20 protein-coding genes are annotated in these 26,184 nt (G+C 63.1%); 14 read left to right on the top strand and 6 right to left on the bottom strand.

Going from position 1 to position 26,184, the window contains the following annotated elements; genetic code table 11:
* Positions 1–13: 13 nt before the first annotated feature.
* Positions 14–1,402, bottom strand: a complete 1,389-nt coding sequence (locus LQ788_RS11885) for an L-lactate permease (protein WP_231441229.1) — start codon at positions 1,400–1,402, stop codon at positions 14–16.
* 78 nt (positions 1,403–1,480) lie between these two features.
* Here LQ788_RS11885 and LQ788_RS11880 point away from each other — a divergent pair, with 78 nt between their 5' ends.
* From LQ788_RS11880 to LQ788_RS11840, 9 genes are all read left to right on the top strand, one after another.
* Positions 1,481–2,029 (top strand): helix-turn-helix domain-containing protein, encoded by a 549-nt coding sequence (locus LQ788_RS11880; RefSeq protein WP_231441227.1) that lies wholly within the window; start codon positions 1,481–1,483, stop codon positions 2,027–2,029.
* A 160-nt stretch (positions 2,030–2,189) separates the two neighbouring features.
* Positions 2,190–3,839 (top strand): ATP-binding cassette domain-containing protein, encoded by a 1,650-nt coding sequence (locus LQ788_RS11875; RefSeq protein ID WP_231441225.1) that lies wholly within the window; start codon positions 2,190–2,192, stop codon positions 3,837–3,839.
* 57 nt (positions 3,840–3,896) lie between these two features.
* On the top strand, positions 3,897–5,087 hold the full coding sequence (dusB, locus tag LQ788_RS11870) for a tRNA dihydrouridine synthase DusB (RefSeq protein ID WP_231441223.1): 1,191 nt from the start codon (positions 3,897–3,899) through the stop codon (positions 5,085–5,087).
* 2 nt (positions 5,088–5,089) lie between these two features.
* The gene (locus LQ788_RS11865) at positions 5,090–6,397 is read left to right on the top strand and encodes a deoxyguanosinetriphosphate triphosphohydrolase (protein WP_231441221.1); all 1,308 of its coding nucleotides are present in this window, start codon (positions 5,090–5,092) and stop codon (positions 6,395–6,397) included.
* 3 nt (positions 6,398–6,400) lie between these two features.
* On the top strand, positions 6,401–8,560 hold the full coding sequence (dnaG, locus tag LQ788_RS11860; protein ID WP_231441219.1) for a DNA primase: 2,160 nt from the start codon (positions 6,401–6,403) through the stop codon (positions 8,558–8,560).
* Between the two features lie 104 nt (positions 8,561–8,664).
* Positions 8,665–9,309 carry a TetR/AcrR family transcriptional regulator gene (locus tag LQ788_RS11855; protein WP_231441218.1) on the top strand — a complete coding sequence of 215 codons (645 nt, stop codon included), beginning with the start codon at positions 8,665–8,667 and terminating at the stop codon, positions 9,307–9,309.
* An 11-nt stretch (positions 9,310–9,320) separates the two neighbouring features.
* Positions 9,321–11,087, top strand: a complete 1,767-nt coding sequence (locus tag LQ788_RS11850) for an MDR family MFS transporter (protein WP_231441216.1) — start codon at positions 9,321–9,323, stop codon at positions 11,085–11,087.
* Positions 11,029–11,994 (top strand): D-2-hydroxyacid dehydrogenase, encoded by a 966-nt coding sequence (locus LQ788_RS11845; RefSeq protein ID WP_231441214.1) that lies wholly within the window; start codon positions 11,029–11,031, stop codon positions 11,992–11,994. Before LQ788_RS11850 ends, LQ788_RS11845 begins: the two co-directional genes overlap by 59 nt.
* A complete protein-coding gene (locus LQ788_RS11840) occupies positions 11,991–12,590 on the top strand; it encodes a hypothetical protein (RefSeq protein WP_231441212.1) in 600 nt (199 codons plus the stop codon). Before LQ788_RS11845 ends, LQ788_RS11840 begins: the two co-directional genes overlap by 4 nt.
* A gap of 106 nt (positions 12,591–12,696) precedes the next feature.
* Here LQ788_RS11840 and LQ788_RS11835 read toward each other — a convergent pair whose 3' ends face one another.
* Positions 12,697–14,124, bottom strand: a complete 1,428-nt coding sequence (locus tag LQ788_RS11835) for a glyceraldehyde-3-phosphate dehydrogenase (RefSeq protein WP_231441210.1) — start codon at positions 14,122–14,124, stop codon at positions 12,697–12,699.
* A 53-nt stretch (positions 14,125–14,177) separates the two neighbouring features.
* A complete protein-coding gene (locus LQ788_RS11830; RefSeq protein ID WP_231441208.1) occupies positions 14,178–15,218 on the bottom strand; it encodes a YhjD/YihY/BrkB family envelope integrity protein in 1,041 nt (346 codons plus the stop codon).
* 102 nt (positions 15,219–15,320) lie between these two features.
* On the opposite strand from LQ788_RS11830, the gene LQ788_RS11825 reads away from it, so the two are divergent.
* Entirely contained in the window at positions 15,321–16,064 is a 744-nt protein-coding gene (locus LQ788_RS11825) for a DedA family protein (protein WP_317207041.1), read from the top strand.
* A 34-nt stretch (positions 16,065–16,098) separates the two neighbouring features.
* Here LQ788_RS11825 and LQ788_RS11820 read toward each other — a convergent pair whose 3' ends face one another.
* A complete protein-coding gene (locus tag LQ788_RS11820) occupies positions 16,099–17,136 on the bottom strand; it encodes a glutathione S-transferase family protein (RefSeq protein ID WP_231441207.1) in 1,038 nt (345 codons plus the stop codon).
* A gap of 104 nt (positions 17,137–17,240) precedes the next feature.
* On the bottom strand, positions 17,241–19,049 hold the full coding sequence (locus tag LQ788_RS11815) for an AMP-dependent synthetase/ligase (RefSeq protein WP_231441205.1): 1,809 nt from the start codon (positions 19,047–19,049) through the stop codon (positions 17,241–17,243).
* Positions 19,050–19,239: 190 nt separating this feature from the next.
* On the opposite strand from LQ788_RS11815, the gene leuS reads away from it, so the two are divergent.
* Positions 19,240–22,164 (top strand): leucine--tRNA ligase, encoded by a 2,925-nt coding sequence (leuS, locus tag LQ788_RS11810; protein ID WP_231441203.1) that lies wholly within the window; start codon positions 19,240–19,242, stop codon positions 22,162–22,164.
* A gap of 41 nt (positions 22,165–22,205) precedes the next feature.
* Positions 22,206–23,033 (top strand): ammonia-dependent NAD(+) synthetase, encoded by an 828-nt coding sequence (gene nadE, locus LQ788_RS11805; protein WP_275901768.1) that lies wholly within the window; start codon positions 22,206–22,208, stop codon positions 23,031–23,033.
* A 138-nt stretch (positions 23,034–23,171) separates the two neighbouring features.
* Here the strand turns inward: nadE and LQ788_RS11800 are convergent, their stop codons facing one another.
* Positions 23,172–23,867: a hypothetical protein gene (locus LQ788_RS11800; protein WP_231441199.1), complete on the bottom strand. Its 696-nt coding sequence runs from the start codon at positions 23,865–23,867 to the stop codon at positions 23,172–23,174.
* 94 nt (positions 23,868–23,961) lie between these two features.
* Between LQ788_RS11800 and LQ788_RS11795 the strand changes: the two genes are divergently transcribed.
* Both LQ788_RS11795 and LQ788_RS11790 read left to right on the top strand, forming a co-directional pair.
* A complete protein-coding gene (locus LQ788_RS11795; protein ID WP_231441197.1) occupies positions 23,962–25,269 on the top strand; it encodes a UDP-glucose dehydrogenase family protein in 1,308 nt (435 codons plus the stop codon).
* Positions 25,266–26,141, top strand: a complete 876-nt coding sequence (locus LQ788_RS11790; protein ID WP_231441196.1) for a DegV family protein — start codon at positions 25,266–25,268, stop codon at positions 26,139–26,141. Before LQ788_RS11795 ends, LQ788_RS11790 begins: the two co-directional genes overlap by 4 nt.
* Positions 26,142–26,184 lie beyond the last annotated feature (43 nt).

Genomic DNA, 26,184 nt, shown 5'->3' with positions numbered 1-26,184 from the left:
CCGTGTTCCGGGCTCAGGCCATGAACTGAATCCAGAGGCCGAGGGCCACCGCGTTGATCCCTGCGACGGTCAGTGCCCGTCCCTGGACCCAGGCGATGTCATTCGCCGAGGCGGGGCTTGAGGGATCTGCCATCTGCACTGACATCGCCACCCGTGGGGGAGCGGCCAGTGCCGCAAGCGAGGCGGCGGCGTTTCCTGCGGCCACCACCGGCAGTGAGGAGACGTGGGAGGCCGTGGCGACCGCGTCGATGGTGCCGGTGAACATGGAATTGGCGCCGGTGTTCGACCCGGTCACGATGGCTCCGACTGCAGTCAGCCAGGGCGTGAAGAGGACGAGTCCGGCCGGCACCAAGGTCCCGATGGACGCGCTCATCCCGGTCGTCGTCATGATCCAGCCCATGAGCATGAAGGCGGCGGTGCCGGCCCCGATCGGCAGCCAGGAGCGAACGGCGGCGGAGGTCACAGTGCCGCGATCGGTGACCCTGAGCGCGGCGATCACACAGGCGGCGGCTAACCAGAACGGGGGAGAGGCCACGATCTGTGTCACCAGTGACGGGACTGCGGATTCCAATGCGCGGGCCACGAGCAGGCCCACTGTGAGCGTCGTATACGGCAGGACCGCGAGACCCAATTGGCGTGTGAAGCCGGTTCTGCGGCGGCGGATGATGAAGAGGGTGCCCATGACGGCGATGACGAGCAATGAGCCGATGATGCCGGCTGGGGCCATGCCGATGAGGATGTTCGCGGCAAGGATGCCAGACCACATCAGAGCCGCGGCGGCAATGATTCCGAAGCTGGAGGACAGTCCGGGGCGCATGACGAGAATCACCGAGGTGGCCACGATGATGACGGGAATCGCATTGATCCACGCTGTTGCGACGCCGAGATCGTCGACGTTGATGCCGGTGAGCGCGGCGGCGACCGTGGTTCCGGGACCGAGCGCGCCCCAGGGAACGGCGATGAGGCCAAGCAGCCCGAGGATCGCCGACTGCCGCAGCGAACAGCCGAGCAGTCGCAGGACCGGGACTCCGATCGTCACCCCGATGCCGAACCCGGTGACCGACTCGGCGAAGGGGACGAGTCCGAACACGACGAGGGCGACGCCGAGCGCGCGACTCGGCGCCGCAGCTTCGACCCAGGAGGAGATCTCGCCCATCGACCCTGATGACTCGAGTAGGCGTGCCAGGACCATGCCGAACAGAAGGATGAGGGCGACTTCGAGGATCAGTGGGAAGTAGTCCGCACCGGATTCGAGGAGAACCGACAAGGGGGTCGGGAAGAAGAGAATGACGGCCACCCCGGCGGCGATGACCCCGGCAGCTGCGGCGATCCATGAGCTCTGTTTGAATACGAGCAGAGCGATCGCGAGCACAATGGGCGTCAGTGCCAGGAGTGGAGTCATAGAAAAAAGTCCATCGTGTGAAGAAGTGAGGCTTGGTAGAATTCACTCTACTATTCAAGAATAATCTATGATGTCACCATGGCGAACACGGAAGATCTCGGAGCTCGAGTATTCGGCGCGCGCATCAGGGCGCGCCGCAAGTACAACGACCTGACTCTCAACGAACTTGCTGTGCGCGCCGGAATCTCTCGAGCGGCTCTGTCGAAGATCGAGCGCGGGGAACAGGACACATCAGTCTCGAACGCCATGGGGCTCTCCCGTGCCCTCGGCGTCGACGTGGGAGAGCTCCTCGCCCCGCCCGAGGTGGTCATCACCCCCAGCGCCGCCATTCCCGCTCACAGCGCATACGGCAGAGGCACTCTGCGTCGTGACCTCCCTGCGCCGCAGGAGAACATGGAAGTGGTGCACTACAAGCTTGATCCGCACTGCGAAACGGCGTCCTTCGCCGCCCACCGCAGCGGCTCGCGTGAGACCTTCTTCGTGCTCGCCGGCACCATCGAAATCGTCACGATCGACCGCCGGACCACGCTGCGAGTCGGAGACTGCGCGCAGGCGCCAGGCGATGTTCCGCACCAGTTGTCCAACCCCGGAAGCGAGCCCGCGGAGCTCATGCTCATCATCGTCTGAGATTCGCAACAGCCCTTGACGAAGTCGGTCGACCTCCGTCATCCTTGATCTGACACATTCCCGGCGAAAGACAGTCACTTCGTGAAGTAATTCCTCATTTCCGCATCATGCGGGTGCTACGGACCCGCAGCGCACTTCTGTGCACGAAATGAGGACACACATGACTGCTGCCATATCCATCTCGAAACTCGGCTACCGCCTCGGCGATGACACCGAGATCTTCACTTCTCTCACTGCGTCGATCCCTGCCTCCCTTGTCGGGCTGGTCGGTGACAACGGGATCGGCAAATCCACCCTCGCCAGAATCATCGCCGGACAGCTTGGCCCCAGCTCGGGTTCAGCCACCGGTGCCGAGGGCGCGGTGTACATCGATCAGCTGTTGCCCCATACCGAGGCCAGCGTCGCCTCGGCGTTGGGAATCAGCGAGATCAGATCGGCCTTGTCGACGGCTCTGGCCGGTGACGCCGATCTCACCGACTTCGATGTCATCGGCGATGACTGGGACATCGAAGAACGGGCGCTGAGCGTCCTGGCCGATCTCGGACTCACACTCGACGTCGCGGCTCTCGATCGGCGGCTGTCGACCTTCTCCGGCGGCCAAGCCATGCGCATCGGACTGGCTCGGGCGGCCCTGGCCGGTGATCGCTGGCTGATCCTCGACGAACCGAGCAACAACCTCGACGAGGCGGGGCGCCGCAGACTGGCCTCCCTGCTGCGGGACCGGACGGGGCCGACACTCGTGATCTCACACGACCGTGCCCTCCTGGCAGAGGTGACGACGATCGTCGAGATGACGGACCAGCTGCGCATCTACGGTGGAGACTTCGACGACTACGAACGCATGGTCGCCGCCGAAGAGGAGGCGAAGCTCGCTCACCTCGTCGATGCGAAGAAATCCCTGGCGATCGAGAAGCGCCAGCGCATCGAACTCGAGACGAAGCTGGCCAGGGCCGATCGCAAGGCTGCCAAGGACAAGGAGAACAAGCGCCGTCCCAAGATCGTCATGAATGGACTGACCGACTTCGCCCAGAAGAGCGCGGCGAAGCGGCGCGGAGACAAGGCAGACGACGAGGAGGCCGCCCGTTCCTCGGTGCGCACCGCCAAGGACGCTCTGCGCAGGGACTCAAGCATCCGCCTGGATCTGCCCGAGACCGTGATCCATTCGGCGAAGCGTGTCCTCGACGTCTCCGGGCCGGTGCTGGAGCAGCCACGTACGATCGTCGGCCCCGAGCGGATCAGGCTGACCGGTGCCAACGGCTCCGGGAAGTCGACCCTGCTGTCGGCGATCGCCGGGCGATACGACACCGGTGCCCCTATCGACGAGCTGTTTCCCGATCTGACCTTCACCGTTCCTGTGGCGAGCGGTTTCCTCGACCAGCAGTACAGACTGCCTCCGACGCTGACCGTCATGGAAGCAGTGAGGGAGGACAACCCTGGTCTCGGACCACACCGAGTCCATGAGGTGTTGGCCGCCATGGGACTGCGGGCCGGACGGACCGAGCAGCTGTGTTCGACCCTGTCGGGAGGGGAACGCTTTCGAGTGGCTCTGGCGAAGAGTCTGTTCCAGGACCCCGCGCCGCAGCTGCTCATCCTCGACGAACCAGGCAATAACCTCGACCTCTCCTCACTGACTGCGCTGGTGACCGCCTTGGACGGATTCGGAGGAGCGATGCTCGTCATCACCCATGATGATCGTCTCGCTCAGGAGCTGGGCCTCGACGTCGAATGGGACATTCGGGAATTTCTCGTCCCCGAACGGGTTGATGAAGACAGAGAAGAATCTGAGGAGGCTTCACATGCGCGATCGTGAGCGGGCGGCAGCTGCCCGTGCAGGCGCCCCACCATTTGACTGCTCGGGGATAATGGCATGGTGAGTGTCATCAGCCCTGCCCCAGAATCAGTATCCCCAGCCGTTGTCGAGCCCCTGCGCATCGGCCCCATCGAGCTGTCCTCGCCGGTGGTGCTCGCGCCGATGGCCGGGATCACCAACACGGCCTTCAGGCGCCTGTGCCGCGAATACGGAGCCGGCCTGTATGTGACGGAGATGGTGACGTCGAGGGCCTTGGTCGAACGCAGCCCCAAGAGCATGCGCATCATCCGGCACGAGCCCTACGAGACCCCGCGTTCGGTTCAGCTCTATGGTGTCGACCCGGAGACGATCGGGCAGGCAGTGCGGATGCTCGTGGACGAAGACCGCGCCGACCACATCGACCTCAACTTCGGCTGCCCCGTGCCCAAGGTCACCCGGAAGGGCGGTGGCTCGGCCCTGCCGTGGAAGAAGGACCTGTTCGAAGCCATCGTCACCACAGCCGTGACCGAGGCGGACCGCGGCGGCATCCCTCTGACCGTGAAGATGCGCAAAGGCATCGACAAGGACCACCAGACCTTCCTCGACGCCGGCGAGACTGCCCGCAACGCGGGTGTGGCAGCGGTCGCCCTCCACGGTCGGTCCGCAGCGGATCTGTACTCGGGTCAGGCGGACTGGGACGCCATCGCCCGACTCAAGGACCACCTCGGCGACACTGTGCCCGTTTTGGGCAACGGCGATATCTTCGCAGCAGAGGACGCTCTGGAGATGATGCGCAGAACCGGGTGCGACGGCGTCGTCATCGGACGCGGATGCCAGGGACGACCGTGGCTGTTCGGCGACCTCGCCAATGCCCTGGGCGGCAGCGATGAACGTTTCCAGCCCGGTCTCGCCGAGGTGGCCCGTGCCGTGTACAAGCACGGCGAGTATCTGGCCGAATACTACGAGGACGAGTTCTACGGCGTTCGTGACCTGCGCAAACACATCGCCTGGTATTTCAAGGGCTACCCGGTCGGGGGAGACCTGCGGCGTCAGCTGGCGATGGTCTCCTCGCTCGAGGAACTCGCGGGGCTGCTGGCCCAGCTCGATCAGGACGCACCGTATCCTGGTACGGACGCGGAAGGCTCCCGGGGGCGGACGACCCGCCCGAAGAAGCCGCATCTGCCCGAAGGGTGGCTCGACTCCCGCATCTTCGATGTGAGCGGAAAGTCACTGCTTTCCGAGGCGGAACTCGACATCTCGGGAGGATGACAATGCCATTCGAAACTCACCCACGCACCTCGGTGCGCTCGGGGACCGTGGCGGTCTACACGCCGTGGGACGAGGAACGATGGGTGAGCGAACCGGCGAAGAATCCACGCCGCTCGGCCTTTCAGCGTGACCGAGCTCGGGTGCTGCACTCGGCGGGACTGCGTCGGCTTGGTGCCAAGACTCAGGTCGTCTCACCAGGCACCGATGATTTCGTCCGCACCCGACTCACCCACTCCCTTGAAGTGGCCCAGGTCGGGCGCGAACTCGCCCGATACTTAGGCTGCGATCCCGATATCGTCGACACCGCGTGCCTGAGTCATGACCTCGGCCACCCGCCTTTCGGCCACCACGGTGAGACCATTCTCGACGCTCTGTGCATCGACATCGGCGGATTCGAGGGCAATGCGCAGACGCTGCGCCTGGTCACCCGGATCGAGCCGAAGGTGATCGCCGATGACGGCCGACCGGCAGGACTCAACCTCACACGGGCCAGCCTCGACGCGCTGACGAAATACCCCTGGTCACGGAGCGAAGCGTCCGCGGGGCGGCGTGACTCCGGTGTGCGCAAATTCGGCGTCTACGACGACGACAGGGGAGTCTTCGACTTCTACCGTGACGGGATCGAGAACGGCAAACGCTGCATCGAAGCCCAAGTGATGGACCTCGCCGACGACATTTCCTATTCCGTCCACGACGTCGAGGACGCGATCGCCGGCGGTCACCTGCATCTGGACGAATTCGCTGCGGAGGGTCGTCGGGCCGAGCTCTTCGACATCACCCGGAAATGGTATCTGCCGACCACGAGCGACGAAGAGATGGACAAAGCGCTGTCGCGACTGCAGGCGGCTGCGTACTGGCCGGCGGATGTCTATGACGGTTCCAGGAAGGCCCAGGCCACGCTCAAGCACATGACGAGCCAGCTCATCGGACGGTTCGTCGGCGCGGCGGAAGCCGCCACACGTGAGGAGTTCGGCTGGGAGCCCCTGGCTCGTTATGCGGCCTCGCTGGTCGTCCCCGAGCCTACGGTCGTCGAGATCGCTGTCCTCAAAGGCATGGCGACGTTGACGGTGATGGTCGCCGAAGACCGTCTGCGACTCCATGACATCCAGTCTGCCGTCATCACGGAGCTCGCCCAGTGGTACTCCGCGACGCCGACCAAACTCGACCCGATGTTCAGGGCCGACTACTTCGAAGCTGCCGACGATGCGGCCCGGCTGCGTGTCGTCGTCGACCAGATCGCCTCGCTGACCGACCATTCCGCCTGGGCTCTGTACCACCAGCTCAAAGCAGGGGCGGGGGATCGTCTCTAGACCATGGCCGGACTGATCAAACGTGAGGACATCGACGAGCTGCGCAGTCGAACCCGCATCGACGAGGTCGTCGGTGAATTCGTCACGCTCAAGACCGCGGGAATCGGCTCGCTCAAGGGGCTGTGCCCCTTTCACGATGAGAAGACTCCTTCTTTCACGGTCCGACCCCAGGTCGGGATGTACCACTGCTTCGGCTGTGGTGAGTCCGGCGACGTGTTCTCGTTTCTGCAGAAGGTCGAACAGCTCAGCTTCGTTGAGACGGTCGAGGCTCTGGCCGGCAAGATCGGGATGCATCTGCGCTACGAAGACGGCAAAGGCCCCGATCGTGAGCAGGCCAGCCGCAGACAGCGGCTGCTGGAGATGCACGAAGTCGCGCAGCGCTTCTTCACCCAGTGCCTTGAATCCGAGCAGGGGCAGATCGGTCGGGAGTTCCTCGAAGGCCGTGGCTTTCCCCTGAGTTCGAGCAAGGAGTTCGGTCTCGGCTTCGCCCCCAAGTCCTGGGATGCGCTGACCAGCCAGCTCAAGCGGGCCGGTTTCACCGAGGAGGAGGTCCTTGCCGGAGGTCTGGCCAGCGAAGGCGGCCGCGGCATCTACGACCGTTTCCGCGGCCGGGTCGTGTGGCCCATCAAGGACATGACTTCTCGGACCATCGGCTTCGGTGCCAGGCGCCTGTTCGACGACGACCAGGGGCCGAAGTACCTGAACACTCCGGAGACCGCTCTCTACCATAAGAACCAAGTACTCTACGGGCTGGATCTGGCCAAGAAGGACATCGCGAAGACCAAACGCGTAGTCATCGTCGAAGGTTATACCGATGTCATGGCCGCGCACCTGGCCGGTGTCACGCAAGCGGTGGCGACCTGCGGAACGGCCTTCGGGCCCGAGCACGTGAAGATCGTTCGGCGTCTGCTCGGCGATGATCCGACCGGCCAGGTGATCTTCACCTTCGACGGCGACGCGGCCGGGCAGAAGGCTGCACTGCGCGCCTTCGAATTCGAAAGCGAGTTCACCGCTCAGACCTTCGTCGCCGTCGAACCTGATGGGCTCGACCCCTGCGATCTGCGGATGCAGAAAGGCGACGGGGCCCTGCGCGAACTCATCGACGGTCGCAAACCGCTCTTCGAGTTCGTCATCACCACCGCGATCTCTCGCTACGACCTCGACTCGGTCGAAGGTCGGATCGCAGCGGTCAAGGCCAGCGCCGAGGTCCTCGCTGACATCCGGGACCGCAACAGTCTCAGCCACTACTACCGTTTCGTCGCCGGACGCATCGGTGTCGATATCGACGAAGTGGAATCCGCGGTCAGAGATGCCCGGAAGCGCCCCAGCAAACCGCAGGCGAACCAGGCTCGTCAGCCGCAGCCTGCCCCGTCCCAGACCCCGCCCGGTGCTCCGCCGGTCGCATCGGGTCCGCCGGCTCAAGCAGGCCCGCCGCAGGCACAGAGGAACAGATCTCAGGGCCAGCAGGCACCGGGAGCGCAGGTTTCTGGGCGGCCGACATCGGGGCAACAGCCTTCCGGTCAACCCGTATCGGGACAGGGCCAGGCGCAGGGGACGAGTGCACAGCTGCCATCCACGGGATTCGCACCCACTGGGGGAGGAGCAGGTGGAGACGACACCGCGATCGAGTACGTCTACGATGAGCGCCCAGACGTGTCGAACCTGTCGGCACCGATCAGCCCCGCTCGTCTCAAAACCGAGAAGGGGGCCCTGATGGTGGCGCTGCAGCATCCCGAGTTCGTCAACGCCAAACTGTTCGACTCCCTGTCCGCGCGAGCCTTCGAGCACCCCGGCTATCGACGGATCCAAGCCGCAGTGAAGGCTGCCGGCGGATTGAAATCGGCCGGCGGTGCCCAGGCGGCGGGAACAGCCGGCGCCACTCGTTGGGCCGACGCGGTCCTCTCCGCCAGCGCCGAGGACCTCAAGCCCTACGTCACGCAACTGCTGGTGACGCCGTTGCCGGTGGCAGACGGCGTCAGCGCGGAAGGGTTTGCCCGCGGCATCGTGGCTCGTCTCTTCGACTACGATCTCGAACGCATCGCGAAGGAGCTGCACTCGCGACTACAGCGCCAGGACACCACGGACACGACCGCGCAGACGACCCTTCTGGGACAGCTCCAAGTCCTCGAACAGCACCGGGCGCGGCTGAAGACGCTCATGTGAAGAAACCGATGTGAGGGCTGCGGTTCACGTTTGAAAACGTGAATTAGTGCACAATTGCAATTTTGCAGTTGGTGAAATGTTGCATGAGATGCAAAAATGGTCTCATGCGTGAATCCGAACCCGAATCCCTCCGAGCCAAAAAGGCCCGTCAGACGCGTCATGCGCTGCATGATGCGGCAATCACTCGGGTTCTCGATGAGGGTCTCGAATGCGCGACGGTCGCGAACATCGCCGCCGACGTCGGCGTGTCCACACGAACCTTCTTCAACTATTACGCGACGAAGGAAGACGCCATCGTCGGACTCGACGAATCCAACATCGACGCGAAACTGGTCGATGACTACGTCCACTCCGATTCCGGGGTGGAGAATCTGGCTGAGGACACTGCCCGCTTCGTCCGCGAGGTGCTGCTCATGGGGTCGATGGATCCCAGCCTGCCGGCCCGGCGCAGGAAGCTGTTCGCCCGCTATCCGGAGCTGGTCAGCAAGCGCTTTGACCGGGCCGAGGCCCTGGAAGAGCTCGTGGCTGAACACGTGCTGGCGCGTCTGCGCTTTCTGGGCCAGGAGTTCTCCACTGAAGAATCGGCCTGGCGCAGCGCCAGGATGCTCACCCAACTGTGCCGGGTGCCCCTGAATCACGCTGGCCAGACGGTCAAACGCTCACCCGAGCGCATTGACGAGAAAACCGGCACACAACCACTCTTCGAAGAATCATTGGGACTCTTCCTCAAGGTTCTGGACCGACTATGACAAAGGCTGAAATGAGAAGGAATCAAGGACTGAGAACCGGCGAGATGCCGAAGACCCCGGAAGACAGCAGCGACCCCGAGCAGATGAAGACATCTGCGATCATCCTGCTCTTCGTGGGCCTGATGATCGCCATGTTCATGTTCTCTCTCAATCAGACGGTGCTGGCGACCGCACTGCCGACGATCGTCGGTGAACTCGACGGTGTCGACCAGATGTTGTGGGTCTCCACAGCATTCATGCTCGCCTCGACGATCATGATGCCCATCTACGGCAAGGTCGGTGACCTGTTCGGTCGCAAACCGCTCTTCATGTTCGCCATCAGCTGCTTCCTGCTCGGCTCGGTTTTCGCACTGATCGCCAATGACATGGGCATGCTCATCTTCGGCCGGGTGCTCCAGGGCATCGGCGGCGGTGGCATGATGATCCTCTCGCAGTCCATCATCGCCTCGGTGGTTCCCGCACGTGAACGCGGCAAGTACATGGGAATCATGGGATCTGCCTTCGCCGTATCCTCGGTCGCAGGTCCCCTCATCGGCGGCTGGCTGACAGAAGGACCCGGCTGGCGCTGGGCCTTCGCGATCAACTTCCCACTCGGCATCATCGCTCTCTTCGCCGCCGCCATCTTCCTCAAGGTGCCCAAGCGCGCCCCCGGACCGCGCCCGAAGATCGACGTCATCGGCATGGCCCTGATCTCGATCGTCACCTCCTGCATCGTCCTCGTCTCCGCCTGGGGCGGACACGACTACGAATGGGGCTCGTGGCAGATCAACGGCCTCATCATCGTCGGAGCCCTCTCCATCGTCGGTTTCATCCTGGTCGAGCTCAAGGTCAGCGAACCGGTCATCCCGATGTACCTGTTCAAGAACCGAGACTTCCTGCTGTGCACCATCGCCGGGCTGTTCATCGGCATTGGCATGTTCGGGGTCCTGTCCTACATGCCCACCTATCTGCAGATGGTCCACGGAATCGACGCCACCGTGGCGGGCCTGATGATGGTTCCCATGATGGGCACGATGCTCATCTCCTCGACACTCATCGGCTTCGTCGTCTCGCGCACCGGCAAATACAAGATGTACCCGCTCATGGGAATCCTGATCATGGCCGCTTCTCTGGTGCTGCTCTCGCAGCTCAAGGCCGAAAGCGCACCTTGGGAGACCATGGGCTGCTTGGCCCTGCTGGGGCTCGGACTGGGGCTGAGCATGCAGACCCTCGTGCTCGTCGTCCAGAATGCCTTCCCCGTTGCCATGGTCGGCACAGCCACCGCGTCGAACAACTACTTCCGCCAGGTCGGAGCGACTCTGGGCATGGCCTTCATCGGGTCAGTCTTCACCCAGCGTCTCCTGGACAATATCAAGGACGGGATGGGTGAGCTGGCCAAGGCCAATCCTTCACAGCCGCTGCCCAAGGTCTCCTCGACGGGGCTCACCCCCCAGATCGTCGCCGACCTGCCAGAGCCGCTGCACAGCCTCATCATCACGTCGTACAACGACGCTCTGGTGCCGCTGTTCCTGTGGGTCGCCCCACTGGCAGTCCTCGGGTTCATCTTCCTGTGCTTCCTGCCCAACACACCATTGGCACAGACGCTGAAGGCCGACCCCGCAAAGCGCGAACTTGTCACGGTCGGGGCCGACTCCTCTGCGAGCCACGCGGATTCGTCCGCGTCTCACACCGACACATCCGATAGTCTGGCTGAGAAGGCTAGGCTGAAGGAGTCGACTCATGACGGTACTGACAATACTCAACGCCCCCGGGACGGAGATTCCCGACCAGCTGACTGACCTCGGTCACAGGGAAGGAGTCGAACTTCGGATCGTCGAAGCACAGGACCTCGGCTCTGCTCTCCCGGGCACCGAAGTTCTCCTGCTCTGGGACTTCTTCTCAACAGCGCTGCGCAGCGAGTTCGACCGTGCTGACAGCCTGAAGTGGATCCATGCGGCTGCGGCCGGAGTCGACTCTCTGCTCTTCGATGAGCTGTCGGCCTCGGAGGTTGTGGTCACCAACGCGCGGGGGATCTTCGATCGGCCCATCGCAGAGTTCGTCCTCAACTACATCCTCATCCATGCGAAGAACTCGCTGGGTTCGCTCCAGGATCAGAAAACATCGACCTGGAACCGTCGCTCGACGAAGAACCTGGCCGGATCCCAGGCCATGGTCGTCGGCACCGGGTCGATCGGGCGCGAGATCGCCCGGTTGCTGAAAGCTCTCGACGTCAACGTCACCGGAGCCGGCAGCCATGCTCGGACCGGTGACGCCGACTTCGGAACCGTCATCGATTCGGCTCAGCTGAGTTCGCATCTGTCCGGAGTCGACTGGGTGATCAACATTGCGCCGCTGACGGAGAAGACGAGGAATCTCATCGACGCCGAGGTGTTCGCCGCCATGGACTCGGACGCCTACTTCGTCAATGTCGGTCGTGGGGAGGGGGTCGTCACCTCCGACCTCGTGAAGGCACTTGAGACGGGCCAGATCGCCGGCGCCGGACTCGACGTCTTCGACGAAGAGCCACTGCCTGCCGATCACTCGCTGTGGCAGGCGGACAACGTCATCGTCACCCCGCACATGAGCGGGGACACCGACGGATGGCGCATGCGTCTGGCCAACCAGTTCGTCGACCTCTTCGACAAGCACATGGCAGGGGAGGCGTTCCCGCACACGGTCGACAAAGCAGCGGGATACGTGCGATGAGCGAGAAGTCTGACCATGCTGACGAACGGGCATACCTCGCTCGAGTCGTCAGCGAGCTCATTGCAGTGCGCCGAGCGCGACTGCTGAGCATGCTGGTCTTGGCGCTGGCCATGCTCGTCGCCGGAATCGGTGCGGCGATGCAGGCGCAGGGAACTCGGGTCGACACTATCCTGCTGTTCTCCGCGTTCAGCCTCATCATGATCGGAATAGTCTGTGCACTGGGTGCGATCCTCGCCTGGACGAGGATCAATCGTGACGTCCTTGATTCGGTGGCCTCGGCCAGACCCGCCCGCGCCCGTGCTCCGAGAACCCGCAACGCGGGCATGGCGGTCGCGATCGGCTTCGCGGTGCTCGGGCTGCTGTTCGGATGGATGCTGTTCACGGCGACACCGATCCTGGCCATCGCCATCGTCCTGGCGTGTGCCGTTCTGGCCTGTCTGGGCCCGATCTGGGCCAATGAGCTCTCCACGGCCGATGATCGCTTCGCCGTCATCCTCGACAGCGACGACGAACTGGCCAAACGGTTCAGCACCTACACCCCCATCTGGCTCCACGAAGCGATGGAGAATGAGAAGGCAGGCCAGGACCGAGCCTGAGCGCGCATCCATCACCAAAAGCCTCAGAGACGAAGAAACGCCCGCAGCCATTTAGACTGCGGGCGTTTTACTGTGCGATCAGAGGATCTGGCCGCTGACGATCAGATCAGGGGAAGGCGGGAACGTCGACCCCGGCCATCTTGGCCACGCAGCGGATCACCTGGCAGCTGTAGCCGAACTCGTTGTCGTACCAGACGTAGACGACGACACGGTCATCGTCGACGATCGTGGCCAGACCATCGACGACACCGGCCCGCTTCGAGCCGACGAGGTCGCTGGAGACGAGCTCGGGGGAGGAGACATAGTCGATCTGGTTGCGCAGTTCCGAATTCATCGAGGTCTCACGCAGGAATGCGTTGAGCTCATCGACGCTCGTGGCCTTCTCAAGGTTGAGGTTGAGGATCGCCATCGACACGTTCGGAGTGGGAACGCGGATCGCGTTGCCCGAGAGCTTGCCCTTGAGTTTGGGGAGTGCCTTCGCCACTGCCTTGGCAGCACCGGTCTCCGTGAGCACCATATTGAGTCCGGCGGCACGACCACGACGGGAGCCCTTGTGGAAGTTGTCGATGAGGTTCTGATCGTTCGTGAACGAATGCACCGTTTCGACGTGACCGTTTCGGACCCCGTACTTGTCATGGAGGGCCTTGAGCACTGGAGTGATCGCGTTCGTGGTGCACGAAGCCGCTGACATCACCGTGTCCTCTTCGAGGATGGCCGCGTCATTGACGCCGTAGACGATGTTCTTGACCTCGCCCTTGCCGGGCGCGGTGAGGAGGACCTTCGAGGCACCCGGGCAGGCCAGGTGCTTGGACAGGCTCTCCTCGTCGCGCCAGATTCCCGTGTTGTCGACGATGATCGCATCGTTGATGCCGTACTCGGTGTAGTCGACCTGAGAAGGATCGTTGGAGTAGATGACCTGGATCAGGGTGCCGTTGGCCTGGATCGTGTTGGCCTCTTCGTCGACGACGATGCTGCCGTCGAAGCTGCCATGCACGGAGTCGCGCCGCAGCAGGGAGGCACGCTTGACGATGTCATCATCGCTGCCCTTGCGGACGACGATCGCACGCAGACGCATCCCCGTGCCGCCGGCACGATCGATGAGGATGCGGGCGAGCAGGCGACCGATGCGGCCGAAGCCGTAGAGGACGACATCGCGGACGGTACCTTCCTCAGCATTGCCTCCGGTGACTGATGCCAGCTCAGTGGAGAGGAAGTCTTCGACCGAGGTCGACTGGTCCTGCAGCTTCTGGATGAGGCGACCCAAGTCGATTCGGGTAGGCCCGAGATCGAGTTCGGTCAGAGCACGAACGATCTTCAGGGTCTCTTCGATGTCGAGATCCTCGCCGAGGAAGTGGCGGGCATAGCGGTGAGCCTTGATCATCCCGGTCACCGACTTGTTCAGCAGAGAACGGCCGAACAGCGTCAGCAGCACATCGTTCTCGCGGTACAGTCGTCCGGTCAGTGGAATGAGTTCTTCGGCGGCAGTCTGCTTGTTCGCCCATTCGTTCAGGCGAGCCGTCGTTGCATCAGTCAAAGGTCGTGTCTCCTCGGTCAGTTGGCGAATTCTCGCTCAGTCTAACGCGTTGTCTACTCGTGTTTCGTCTGGCGCTCATCGAGTCGCCGGAATCCGAGCAGAGTAAGTGTGATGATGCCGGCGCCGGCCAGCAGCGCACCCAGGCTCTGGATCTGGACCCGTGGCTCGACGAACCGGTATTCGGGCGTGGAATCCTCCTGCGGGCGCGGTGGGGCCGCGGTGCCGATCCAGGCGGCGACGAAGAGGATGATGCGAGCGAAGATATTCATCGTCAACATGATCGCGATGATCGACCCGAACACGCCTGCGGCCTTGTTGCCGGAGAAGAGATCGACGAGGACCGTGGCGAAATTGATGAGAATGGTGAATGCCAGAGCACCGATAAGAGAGCCCCGAACCTTGGCCCTTTTGCCCACTGGGTGCTCAGGCAGCATCGTGAAGAGGAACATGAAGATCAACCACGCGGCACCGAAGGTGATGAGGGGCGGGATGATGACCAAGAGGGCCCTCGCCCAACCCGGAAGGCTGAGAATGTCGCTGATGACGGACCCGAGGCCAGCGCCGACGACAGTCAACGCCACGGTGAGCAGCAGGCCGATGATGAGTCCCAGAAGGGTGACGACGTTGTTGAGGATCTTCTGGACGAACGACTTGTCTTCGATGACATCGTCGAAGTCTGCGTGCAGTTGGGCCCTCACGGCTGCGCCGAGGTTGCCGATGAATCCCTGCCCCGTATAGAGGGCAGCCAGGATGGCGATGATGCCGACCGACTGCCAACTGGTGAGGAAGCTCTCAAGCTGTTCTGTCAGTGACGAATTGCCGCCTACCTGAGCCTCGATCTGGTCCGTGATGACGGGGACGAGATCGGGGCGCAGCACATCGAGAACGAAACCGAGGCTCGCGAAGGTGAACATCGCGATCGGCATGACTGCGAGGACCAGGAAGTAGGTGATGGCCGCGCCGAACTGGTTGCCCAATCGTTCGCCGAAACGCTTGACGGCCCGCATCAGGTGGGCGGGTCCCGGCTGGGTGATGGCGTTGTGGCCGACTTCGGCGACGGTGTTGCGTGAGGCCAGTACTTTGGCTGGTGCCACTTCGTGCTCCTTCGATCTTGACCCGCAGGTGTCTGTTTCAACACTAACCGCTGGGAGCGTCCTGAGAGGGGTGGGCCGCGCCTCTAATCTAGACTTTTGAGCATGCCGACTTCATTTTCGACTGTCCCGTCCACCGATCTGCTGCTCGCTGCTGGCTCCTCAGCGGCGGAGAATCTCAGCGGCTTCTCCGGCTGGGCGGTGAGGCTCATGGAGGCGCTGGGTCCCCTCGGCGTCGGGTTCTTGGTGTTCTTGGACAACATCTTCCCACCGATTCCCAGTGAGCTGGTGCTGCCGCTGGCAGGCTTCACCTCCAGCCAGGGAAGCATGAACATCGTCGTGGCGATCATCTTCGCGACCGTGGGTTCCGTCGTCGGCGCGGTCATCCTGTGGGCCCTGGGCAAATGGATCGGTCTTGAGCGCATCTCTCGCATCGCGGTGAAGATGCCGCTCGTCGATGTCGACGATGTGCACAAGACGGTCGGCTGGTTCGACAAACACGGCGACAAGGCCGTGTTCTTCGGTCGGATGGTTCCGATCTTCCGGTCTCTGATCTCCATTCCCGCGGGGATGCGGAACATGTCGATCATCAAGTTCCTGGTGCTGACGACGGCCGGCAGTGCGATCTGGAACACCATTCTCATCGTCGCCGGCTTCTACCTCGGTGAGAACTGGTCGGTCGTGGAGACCTACGCCGGTTACTTCCAGACTCTGGTCATCGTTGCTGTGGTCGTCTTCGTCGTGGTGTGGATCGTGCTCAAGGTCCGCAAACGCACACGAGCCAAGGCCGCGGATCGAACCGATGCTGCTGAAGACACCGAAGGCCCAGCCGACCCGAACGGGGGCTGAGCCTTCGGCTCGTTTCAGTTCGCAGCTGAAGCCATCACAGCCAGGCCGCTGCGGTGTGTTCCTCAGGAACTTCCTCACCGGCGCGCACCGGCCCGGGCGCGGTGCCCTCACCGAAGGGCGAGCCGCCCAGCTTCTCCCGGCCGTGAGGCGAGAGCCAGCCGGAGAGATCAGGGCCCTTGGGGACGATCTGCGTCGGGTTCACGTCGACGTGGACGATGTAGTAGTGCTGTTTGATCTGGGTGAAGTCCACGGTGTCGCCGAAGCCCGGCGTCTGGTAGAGGTCGCGGGCATAGCCCCAGAGATTCTCGAAATCGCGCAGGGTCTGGCGGTTGCACTTGAAATGTCCGAAGTAGACCGGGTCGAAGCGAACCAGGGTGGTGAAGAGACGGACATCCGCCTCGGTGATGGAGCCTCCCATGAGATACCGGGAATGGCTCAGGCGTTCTTCGACGGTGTCCAGGGCTGTGAACAGACGGTCGAAGGCCGCCTCATAGGCTTCCTGGGACCCCGCGAACCCGCAGCGGTAGACGCCGTTGTTGATCTCGGTGTAGATCAGGCGCATGACCTTCTCCATCTCCTCCCGAGACTCCTCGGGCCAGAGATCCGGGGCACCGGCACGGTGAAACTGCTTCCACTGTGAGGAGAAATCTTCGGTGATCTGTGGGAAATCGTTGGTCACGACTGCGTCGCTGGCGATGTCGACCATGGCAGGAACCGTGATTCCGCGCGGGTAGTCCGGGAACCGGGCAAAGAACGCCTGCTGCAGGCGCTCGATGCCCAGCACCGGGTCGACGCCGCCGGGATCGAGGTCGAAGGTCCACGACCGTGCATCGTGTGTGGGTCCCGGCATGCCGATGGAGATGACGTCTTCAAGTCCCAACAGCCTGCGGACGATGATCGTTCGGTTCGCCCACGGGCAGGCTCGCGCGGCGATGAGTCGGTATCGACCCGGCTCGACCGGCCACTGGGAGCTGGGGTCGGCAAGGATCCGGTCCTCGATGTAATTCGTGTCCCGGTCGAATGCCTCACCCTTGGCCACATAGCTGTTCATCTGGCTGCTGTCATCGGACATCGTCATCTCCTTCGGAAAGTGCCTCGTTCTTCACGCACAGTCCCAGCCTACTTCCGGCCGCCTAATGCAGTCAGCCGGTACGGAGTCAGCCCACCGCAGCGAGGTCAGTCGGCATAGAGTCCGTCGATGTCTGCTGCGAAGTCCTTGCCGACGAGGTGGCGCTTGACCGACTGCTTCGCCGACAGGTAGCCGTTGTCTTCGGATAGCTCGACGGGAAGGATGGTGAACTTCTTGATTCCTTCGGCCCGTGACACCGTTCTGTTGACGGTCTCGACTGCCTTGTCGATGGCGGCTCGCACTGTTTCGTCGTCCGCTGCCTGACGCAGATCCATCTCAGGCAGACCGTTGTTCTTCAGCCAGGTGGGCAGCATCTCCGAGTCGAGGAAGATCAGCGCTGAGATGTACTTGCGGTTATCGCCGACGACGACCGGCTGGCCGATGAGGGGGTGGCGACGCAGGGCATCCTCAAGTGGCGCCGGTGCGATGTTCTTCCCGCTCGAGGTGACGATGATCTCCTTCTTACGGCCGCTGATCGTGAGATATCCGTCTTCGTCGAGTGAACCGAGATCGCCGGTGGAGAACCAGCCGTCGTGGAACTCCTTGTCGGTGGCCTCCTGGTTGTTCCAGTACTCGCGGAAGACTGGGACGCCCTTGGCGAGGATCTCACCGTCAGGGGCGATGGCCACGCTCACACCGGGCAGGGGGACGCCGACGGTGCCGATCTTGGCCTTCTCGGGCACGTTCACGGTGATCGGGGCTGTCGTCTCCGTGAGACCGTATCCTTCGAGGACGACGAGGCCGACGCCCCGGAAGAAGTGGCCGAGGTGGGCGCCGAGGGGGCCGCCACCGGAGACTGCAGCGCTGACGTTGTTGCCCATGACCGTACGGAGCTTCGAATACACGAGCTTGTCGAAGAGTGCATGCTGGAGCTTGAGCGAGACGGGGATCTTCTCGGCATCCATGGCCTTGGAGTAGGCGACCGCGACCCGTTCCGCCTGACGGAAGATCTTCTCCTTGCCGCCGGACTCGGCCGTGGCCAATGCGGAGTTGAAGACCTTCTCGAAGACTCGTGGGACTCCGAGGATGAACGAGGGGCGGAAGCTGCCGAGTGCGTCTGTGAGCTTCGTCAGATCGGACTGGTGGGCCAACAAGGCACCTGAGCTGACCGAGAGGACTTCGATGAAGCGGGCGAAGACGTGTGCCTGAGGCAGGAACAGCAGGGCGCGCATGCCGTGGGAGAAGATCTCGGGAATCTGCTCCTGGGCAGCCTGCACGGTCTGGACGAAGTTCCCATGTGTGAGGACGCAGCCCTTGGGCTTGCCTGTGGTGCCGGAGGTGTAGATGAGGGTGGCAACCGAGTCGCCGGTGACCTGTGAGCGTGCGGCCTCGAGGGCGTCATCGCTGATCTGTCGTCCGGTGGTTTCGAGCTCAGAGAAGGCACCCTGGTCCCAGATCCACAGCTGTGGGGCAGCAACTCCGGCAGCGGCTGCGGCGGCTTCAACTCGGTCGGCATGCTCACGGGTGCTGACGAGACCGCGACCGACCGCGGCGTCTTTGATCATCCAGGCAAGCTGAGCCTCCGAAGAGGTGTCGTAGAACGGCACCGAGATTCCACCGGCGAACCACACGGCATAGTCGCTGAGGGTCCATTCGAAGGAGGTGGGGCCGAAGATGGCGATCCGGTCTCCGACCTCCACACCGGAGGCGATGAGCCCTTTGGCCGCGGTTCGGACCTGGGTGAGGAACTCTCCGGCGCTGACTTCGTCCCAGCCGCTCTCAACCGGTTTGGCAAGCAGCGGCAGGTTCGGGTCTTCGGCAGCCTTCGCGAGGAAGATATCGGTTGTCGATGACGTCGTATCGACCTTGAAGCCGACAACTGGAGTGGTCGATTGGGGCATTGTCGCTGGGCTCATGAGCTCTCCTTTGGGGCATAAGTTACTGCCCGGTCATACTACTGGTCCTGGGCTGTGAGGTGAAATCGCTCACGTTTTGCAGCTCAAACCCTCATCGCGGCTCTCTCCGCCAGTCTAGTCAAGCCGAAGCGGGGATTGTTCAGAGTACGATGGTCGAAACCCGCTCACGTCCATTCAGTGAAGGAAGGTAATGACGACGAACCCTGAAGAGACCGGTTTCCGCTACGACGCGGGGCTGGCCGAAAAGATCGAGAAGTCATGGCAGCACACATGGGAACAGGCGGGAACATTCCACGCGCCGAATCCCACCGGTGATCTCAGCCAGGCTGGTGCAGGTCTCGGTCTGCAGGACGTCGACTCCAGCTACGGTCCGCCTAAGAACCTCGGCGAGCGTGAGTCCCTCTACATCATGGACATGTTCCCCTACCCCTCAGGGGCGGGGCTGCATGTCGGCCATCCTCTGGGATATCTGGGCACGGATGTCTACGGGCGGTATCAGCGGATGCGCGGGCACAACGTCATGCACGCACTGTCCTACGACGCCTTCGGCCTGCCCGCCGATCTCTACGCCGTCCAGACCGGGCAGCACCCGCGCATCACCACCGATGCCAACATCACCAACATGACCCGACAGCTGCGACGTCTGGGCCTGGCCCACGATGCCCGCCGCAGCTTCGCGACCACTGACGACGACTTCGTTCGGTGGACCCAGTGGATCTTCCTGCAGATCTTCAACTCCTGGTACGACCCGGAGGCAAGTACCGCAGGTGAGAACTCACGCGGTGCGGCGCGACCGATCGAGACTCTGATCGACCAGTTCGCCCAGGGCACCCGGCAGACACCCGATGGTCGTCCTTGGGCTCAGCTGAGCCCCGCCGAGCAGGAGGACGTCCTGCAGGGTTACCGCCTGGCCTACGTCTCGGAATCACCGGTCAATTGGTGCCCCGGGCTGGGCACCGTGCTCGCAAACGAAGAGGTCACCGCCGAGGGGCTGTCCGAACGCGGCAACTTCCCCGTCTACACTCGTCGCCTGCGGCAGTGGAACATGCGCATCACAGCCTATGCCGACCGTCTCATCGACGATCTGGACTCGCTGGACTGGCCGAGCGCGGTACGCAGCATGCAGACCAACTGGATCGGCCGGTCAAAGGGTGCCCTGCTGCGACTGCCGGTGGCCGCCTCGGAGACTCAGGTCGAGGTCTACACGACCCGACCCGACACCCTGTTCGGTGCCACCTACCTCGTGCTCAGCCCCGAACATCCGCAGGTGGAGCAGCTGACCGCGGCACAGTGGGACGAGCAGACTCCCGAAGGCTGGCGCGGTGGAGAATCCACCCCCGCCGAGGCGATCTCCGCCTACCAGCGTCATGCGGCGGCCAAGACCGACGCGGATCGTCAGCAGAGCAAGGACAAGACCGGCATCTTCACTGGTTCATTCGCGGTCAACCCCGCAACCGGTGACCAGATCCCGATCTTCATCGCCGACTACGTGCTGATGGGATACGGCACCGGTGCGATCATGGCCGTGCCTGCCGAAGATGCCCGGGACTGGGACTTCGCGAAGTCCTTCGGGCTGCCCTATGTGCGCACCGTGCAGCCGCCTGCCGACCATGACGAAGACACTCCGTTCACCGGCACCGGCGTCATGATCAACTCAGCCAATGACGAGATCGACATCAACGGTCTCGAAGTTGAGGCGGCCAAGGCGAAGATCACCGCGTGGCTGGCAGACCAAGGTCTGGCCACGGAATCGACCCAGTACCGGTTGCGGGATTGGCTGTTCTCACGCCAGCGCTACTGGGGCGAACCGTTCCCGATCGTCTACAACGAGGCCGGGACGCCCATCGCGCTGCCAGACTCCATGCTGCCCGTTGAACTGCCGGAGGTCGACGAATTCGCTCCGCGGACCTTCGCAGCCGATGACGCCGACAGCCAACCGGAACCGGCCCTGGGTCGCAACCGGGACTGGGTCGAGGTCGAACTCGACCTGGGTGACGGGCCGCAGAAGTACTACCGCGAGACGAACACGATGCCCAACTGGGCAGGATCCTCCTGGTATCAGCTGCGCTACGCCGATCCGCACAACTCCGAACGCCTGGTCGATCCGGAGAACGAGCAGTACTGGCTGGGACCCCGCGAGTCCAAGCCGCGCGGCGGAGCCGACCTCTACGTCGGCGGTGCCGAGCATTCGGTGCTGCACCTGCTCTACTCCAGGTTCTGGCACAAGATCCTGTTCGACCTGGGGCATGTCTCCTCCTCGGAGCCGTTCCACCGACTGGTCAACCAGGGCTATATCCAGGCCTATGCCTACACCGATGCGCGCGGCGTCTACGTTCCCGCCGCCGAGGTGGAGGAGACCGTCGCTGACAACGGTGAGTCCACGTTCTGGTATGACGGCGAGCAGGTCAACCGTGAGTACGGCAAGATCGGCAAGTCGCTGAAGAACTCCGTCTCGCCCGATGAGATGTACGACGCCTATGGTGCCGACACCTTCCGCGTGTATGAGATGTCGATGGGCCCCATCGAACAGGCTCGTCCCTGGGAGACGCGCGCCGTCGTCGGTGCGCAGAGGTTCCTGCAGCGCGTGTGGCGTCTCTTCGTGGACGAAACCACGGGCGAGTCTGTGATCAAGGCCGGTGCAGCTGACTCCGAAACTCTCAAGGTCCTCCACCAGGTCATCGACGGTGTCCGTGAAGACATGGACCACCTGCGTTTCAACACCGCGATCTCGAAGCTCATCGTGCTCACGAATCACGCGACGAAGCAGGGTGGAGCTACAGCCGACGTGCTCGAGCCGCTGACCATCATGCTCTCGCCGTTCGCGCCGCACCTGGCCGAAGAGCTGTGGGCGAAGCTGGGACACACTTCGACGCTGACCTATGCGTCCTTCCCCGAGGTCGACCCGCAGCATCTGGTCGCCGACCAGGTCACCTGTGTCGTCCAGGTCAAGGGCAAGGTGCGGGCACGACTGGAGGTCGACCCCGACATCTCGGCCCAGGAACTGGAGAAGCTGGCACTGGAATCACCGAATGCGCTCAAAGCGCTCGACGGGGCCGGAGTGCGCAAGGTCATCGTGCGTGCGCCCAAACTGGTCAATATCGTCCCCGACGCCTGAGATACGGCGTCTGCCCGGAAGGGTTGAAAACACATATGTCAATGGAAGCTACTCGGGATCAGATCCGACACGCACTGGGTGTGAGACCGACAATCGATCCTGCGACGGAGATCGCCCGACGGGTCGAATTCCTCGCCGACTACATCCTGACCACCGGCGTCAGGGGCCTCACCTTGGGCATCAGCGGCGGACAGGATTCGACCCTGGCCGGACGCCTGTGCCAGTTGGCGGTCGAGGAGCTGCGCCGGCGAGGGGCAGCCGCCGAATTCTGGGCGATCCGCTTGCCGCATCATGTGCAGGCCGATGAGAGTGATGCCCGGGACGCATTGGACTTCATCCGCGCCGATCATGAACTCGTCATCAACATCGGATCAGCCACGGACGCGGCCGCAGCGGAATACAAGACCGCTGTCGGAGAAGCCATCACCGATTTCGGCAAGGGCAACGTCAAGGCTCGGATGCGGATGATCGCACAGTTCGAATTGGCAGGGGAGAAACGACTCCTCGTCGCAGGCACCGATCATGCCGCCGAGGCTGTCACCGGCTTCTTCACCAAATTCGGTGACGGTGCCGCCGATGTGGTGCCGCTGGCCGGGCTGAACAAACGACAGGGCCGTGCACTGCTCGACCACCTCGGCGCCCCAGAGCATCTCGTGCGGAAGGTTCCGACAGCGGATCTGCTCGATGATGCACCGGGCCAGACCGATGAGTCATCACTGGGACTCAGCTACGACCAGATCGATGACTTCCTTGAGGGCAGAGACATCGACAAGGCGGCCGCCTCAATCCTCGTTGAGAAGTACCGCGCCACCGAGCACAAGCGTCGCACCCCTGTGGCTCCGACCGATTCGTGGTGGATTCGCCACTGACCTCTTAGCTGTCGCAGAACCGTCACCTCGGCGATTGCGGCGATGACGGTGAATACACTGCTGGCGACGAACTCGATATGAGTTCGTCGCCAGCGGTGTTTCTCGGCAGTGTTCGCCCGATCTTCGGCCGTGTTCGACTCAGGCGACGAGCCCGAGCTCCAAAGCTGTCTGGTTGAACTCCCAGCGGGCGGAGACGAACCGGTCGCCGAGGCTCTCGCCGCGGCTGCGTGCCTCCGTGTACTCTCTCCATCCGCCCTTGCGGGAGTCACCGGGACGGATCTCTCGTTTCGACTTATCACCGGCGAGTTGCCGGGTCTCTTCATTGACCCAGATCGACAGGGCCTCGGCGGCCCGATAGAGATTCATGAACGCGGTGTGCGAACGAGGATTGTCGAAGCTGGACTTCGCGAATTCCTGCCTGAACGTGTGCAGAGGTTCGAGCTCGTCGACGTCGAGAGATCCATAGGTCGCATCAAGACGCAGCGACTGCACCAAACCGGCCGAGTCCGGGAGCAGACCAAGGATCCGCTGTGCTCGCTCCTCGTCGGGCAGCGCAGTGACCTCTTCGTCGACAGGGGTGAGCCCCAGTGTGTCGAGACGTCCGCGCTCGGTGCTGAGCAGTTGGCGCAGCGAATCGATCTGCACCTGCGCACGCCGCCACTCACCGTGGAAGAGGAGGAGGGCAGCGATGACGCCCAGGCACAGAATGAGGCCGATGATCCAGGCGAACGGGTGCAGACCGGGAATGGCGAAGGCCACGATGCCCAGCACGCTGAGCACCGCGAACGTCACCGCGGCGGGGGAGTTGGTCAGGAAATCCAAGAAACGCTTCACATTTCCAAGGGTACTGTTTCAACCTGCAGATATCGTGGAACCTAGTGGCATATAGTGTGGCTGAAATGCTGGGACGAAGCAGGGAGAACACGGGTTGAAGATTTCAGTCATCGGATGCGGATATCTGGGCGCAGTACACGCGGCGGCCATGGCGACACTGGGACACGAGGTCGTCGGTGTGGATGTCGACGCAGATAAGGTTGCGGCGCTGACCTCCGGCCGGCCGCCCTTCTTCGAACCGGGCCTGAGTGAATTGCTGGTGAAAGGTCAGGATCTCGGCAGCCTCGAGTTCACCACCGACGTCTCGCGTGTCGCGGACTCGCAGATGCACTTCGTGTGTGTCGGGACTCCGCAGAAGCCAGGAGAGTTCGCCGCCGATGTCACCTATGTCGATGCCGCGGTGAATTCGTTGGTTCCGCATCTGACTTCGACGTCTGTGGTTGTGGGCAAGTCCACCGTTCCAGTCGGCACCGCTGAGCGTCTGGCCGCGATCCTCGCTCCATCTGGGGCGAGCCTGATGTGGAACCCCGAGTTCCTGCGCGAGGGCCATGCTGTCGAGGACACCCTGCACCCGAACCGTCTGGTCTACGGAGTTGCCGAGGGCGAAGCCGGTGAACGAGCCACAGCGAACCTTGATGAGGTCTATGCGTCGATGCTCGAGGAGCAGACACCGCGGCTGGTCACGGACTTCGCGACGGCCGAACTGGTCAAGACCGCGGCAAACTCATTCCTAGCCACGAAGATCTCGTTCATCAACGCGATGGCCGAGCTGTGCGAGGCCTCGGGCGCGGATGTGACTCAACTGGCAGATGCGATCGGAATGGATGATCGCATCGGCCGAAAGTTCCTCAACGCCGGACTCGGGTTCGGCGGCGGATGCCTGCCCAAGGACATTCGTGCCTTCATGGCGCGGGCCGGTGAACTGGGTGCCGATCAGGCAGTGGCATTCCTCCGTGAGATCGACTCGATCAACATGCGGCGTCGTGTGCGCATCGTCGACATCGCCCGGGACACCCTTGACGGGTCGTTCATCGGGAAGAAGATCACGGTGCTCGGTGCTGCATTCAAGCCCAACAGCGATGATGTGCGTGATTCGCCTGCTCTGGCCGTGGCACGCCTGATCGCAACCCAGGGCGGCGTGGTGACGGTGACCGACCCACAGGCGATCGACAATGCCGCGAAGACGTTCCCTGAACTCAACTATGTCGCAGATGCTTCGCAGGCTCTGGACGGTGCCGATGCGGTGCTGCTGCTCACAGAATGGCAGGAGTATCGGAACCTTGATCCCGTGGCCACGGCCTCGCTGGTGGCTGGCAAGGTCCTCATCGACGGTCGGAATGTGCTCACCCCAGAGGTATGGCGCTCGGCAGGCTGGACATATCGGGCGCTGGGCCGTCCATGAGAATCGGCCTGGTCACCGATTCGACCGCACAGCTCTCTGCCTCCGAGGGGGCCGCGCTGCGTGAAGTCACCGGTGACCTCTTCGCCGTCGTTCCCCTGACGGTTCTCGTCGGCGGTGTCGCCTTCACCGACGGCGAGCTGGACGCTGGGGACCTGTGCCGGAAGATGGATGAGGGTACTGAGGTTTCGACGTCCATGGCCACCCCCGCCCAGTTCACCAACGCCTATTCGACATTGATCGACCATGGTGCTGAGGCGATCATCGCTGTGACCATGTCGGGCGAGCTCTCCGGGACCCGGGATTCCGCCGTCGCGGCAGCTGAGAACGAGGACCTGCTGATCAACGTCGTCGACTCCCGGACCACCTCGGCGGGGCTGGCCGGGGCAGTGTCGATCGCGGCCGCCGGAATCTCACAGGGGCATGACGTGGCATCGATTGCCGGCACAGTCGCCGATTGGTGCGCAGCCGAGACCCGTACCGCGTTCGCCCCAGCAACCTTGGAGCACCTGCGCCGAGGCGGTCGCATCGGCGCTGCGTCCTCGCTCCTGGGTAGGGCACTGCAGATCGTCCCGGTCCTCGGGCTCAATGCCGGCGTGGTGGCACCCGTGGCTCGGGTTCGCACCCGCACGAAGGCACTTGAGCGTATGGCCGTGTTGGCAGGGGAGGCCGCGGCAGAGATCGCCTCAGACGAGCAGGACGTGTACGTGGAGATCCAGCACGCAGACGGTGAGCCCTCCCACCCTGATGTGGTTGCACTGCGCGAGAAGATCGAAGCCAGTGGCCTGCCGACGACATTTCGGACTCTCTCGGCCATCATCACCGCCCACGTCGGGTCCGGCACGATCGGAATCACGGTTCAAAGACGACCCTGAACCGGTCCAGTCCACTCGCGGTTGCCGACTTGTGAATGTCGGG

The sequence above is a fragment of the Brevibacterium zhoupengii genome (assembly GCF_021117425.1).
Classification (GTDB): domain Bacteria; phylum Actinomycetota; class Actinomycetes; order Actinomycetales; family Brevibacteriaceae; genus Brevibacterium; species Brevibacterium zhoupengii.
Note: the sequence above shows the minus strand (reverse complement) of the source record. Positions and strands in the feature narration are given on the sequence as shown.

What these genes read in the sequence shown, in the direction of transcription:
- LQ788_RS11825 (WP_317207041.1), top strand. Translation starts at nt 15,321, where the DNA reads ATGCCGACTTCATTTTCGACTGTCCCGTCCACCGATCTGCTGCTCGCT.
- LQ788_RS11885 (WP_231441229.1), bottom strand. Translation starts at nt 1,402, where the DNA reads ATGACTCCACTCCTGGCACTGACGCCCATTGTGCTCGCGATCGCTCTG.
- LQ788_RS11790 (WP_231441196.1), top strand. Translation starts at nt 25,266, where the DNA reads ATGAGAATCGGCCTGGTCACCGATTCGACCGCACAGCTCTCTGCCTCC.
- LQ788_RS11850 (WP_231441216.1), top strand. Translation starts at nt 9,321, where the DNA reads ATGAGAAGGAATCAAGGACTGAGAACCGGCGAGATGCCGAAGACCCCG.
- dusB (WP_231441223.1), top strand. Translation starts at nt 3,897, where the DNA reads ATGGTGAGTGTCATCAGCCCTGCCCCAGAATCAGTATCCCCAGCCGTT.
- nadE (WP_275901768.1), top strand. Translation starts at nt 22,206, where the DNA reads ATGGAAGCTACTCGGGATCAGATCCGACACGCACTGGGTGTGAGACCG.
- leuS (WP_231441203.1), top strand. Translation starts at nt 19,240, where the DNA reads ATGACGACGAACCCTGAAGAGACCGGTTTCCGCTACGACGCGGGGCTG.
- LQ788_RS11880 (WP_231441227.1), top strand. Translation starts at nt 1,481, where the DNA reads ATGGCGAACACGGAAGATCTCGGAGCTCGAGTATTCGGCGCGCGCATC.
- LQ788_RS11875 (WP_231441225.1), top strand. Translation starts at nt 2,190, where the DNA reads ATGACTGCTGCCATATCCATCTCGAAACTCGGCTACCGCCTCGGCGAT.
- LQ788_RS11865 (WP_231441221.1), top strand. Translation starts at nt 5,090, where the DNA reads ATGCCATTCGAAACTCACCCACGCACCTCGGTGCGCTCGGGGACCGTG.
- LQ788_RS11840 (WP_231441212.1), top strand. Translation starts at nt 11,991, where the DNA reads ATGAGCGAGAAGTCTGACCATGCTGACGAACGGGCATACCTCGCTCGA.
- dnaG (WP_231441219.1), top strand. Translation starts at nt 6,401, where the DNA reads ATGGCCGGACTGATCAAACGTGAGGACATCGACGAGCTGCGCAGTCGA.
- LQ788_RS11815 (WP_231441205.1), bottom strand. Translation starts at nt 19,049, where the DNA reads ATGAGCCCAGCGACAATGCCCCAATCGACCACTCCAGTTGTCGGCTTC.
- LQ788_RS11820 (WP_231441207.1), bottom strand. Translation starts at nt 17,136, where the DNA reads ATGTCCGATGACAGCAGCCAGATGAACAGCTATGTGGCCAAGGGTGAG.
- LQ788_RS11845 (WP_231441214.1), top strand. Translation starts at nt 11,029, where the DNA reads ATGACGGTACTGACAATACTCAACGCCCCCGGGACGGAGATTCCCGAC.
- LQ788_RS11855 (WP_231441218.1), top strand. Translation starts at nt 8,665, where the DNA reads ATGCGTGAATCCGAACCCGAATCCCTCCGAGCCAAAAAGGCCCGTCAG.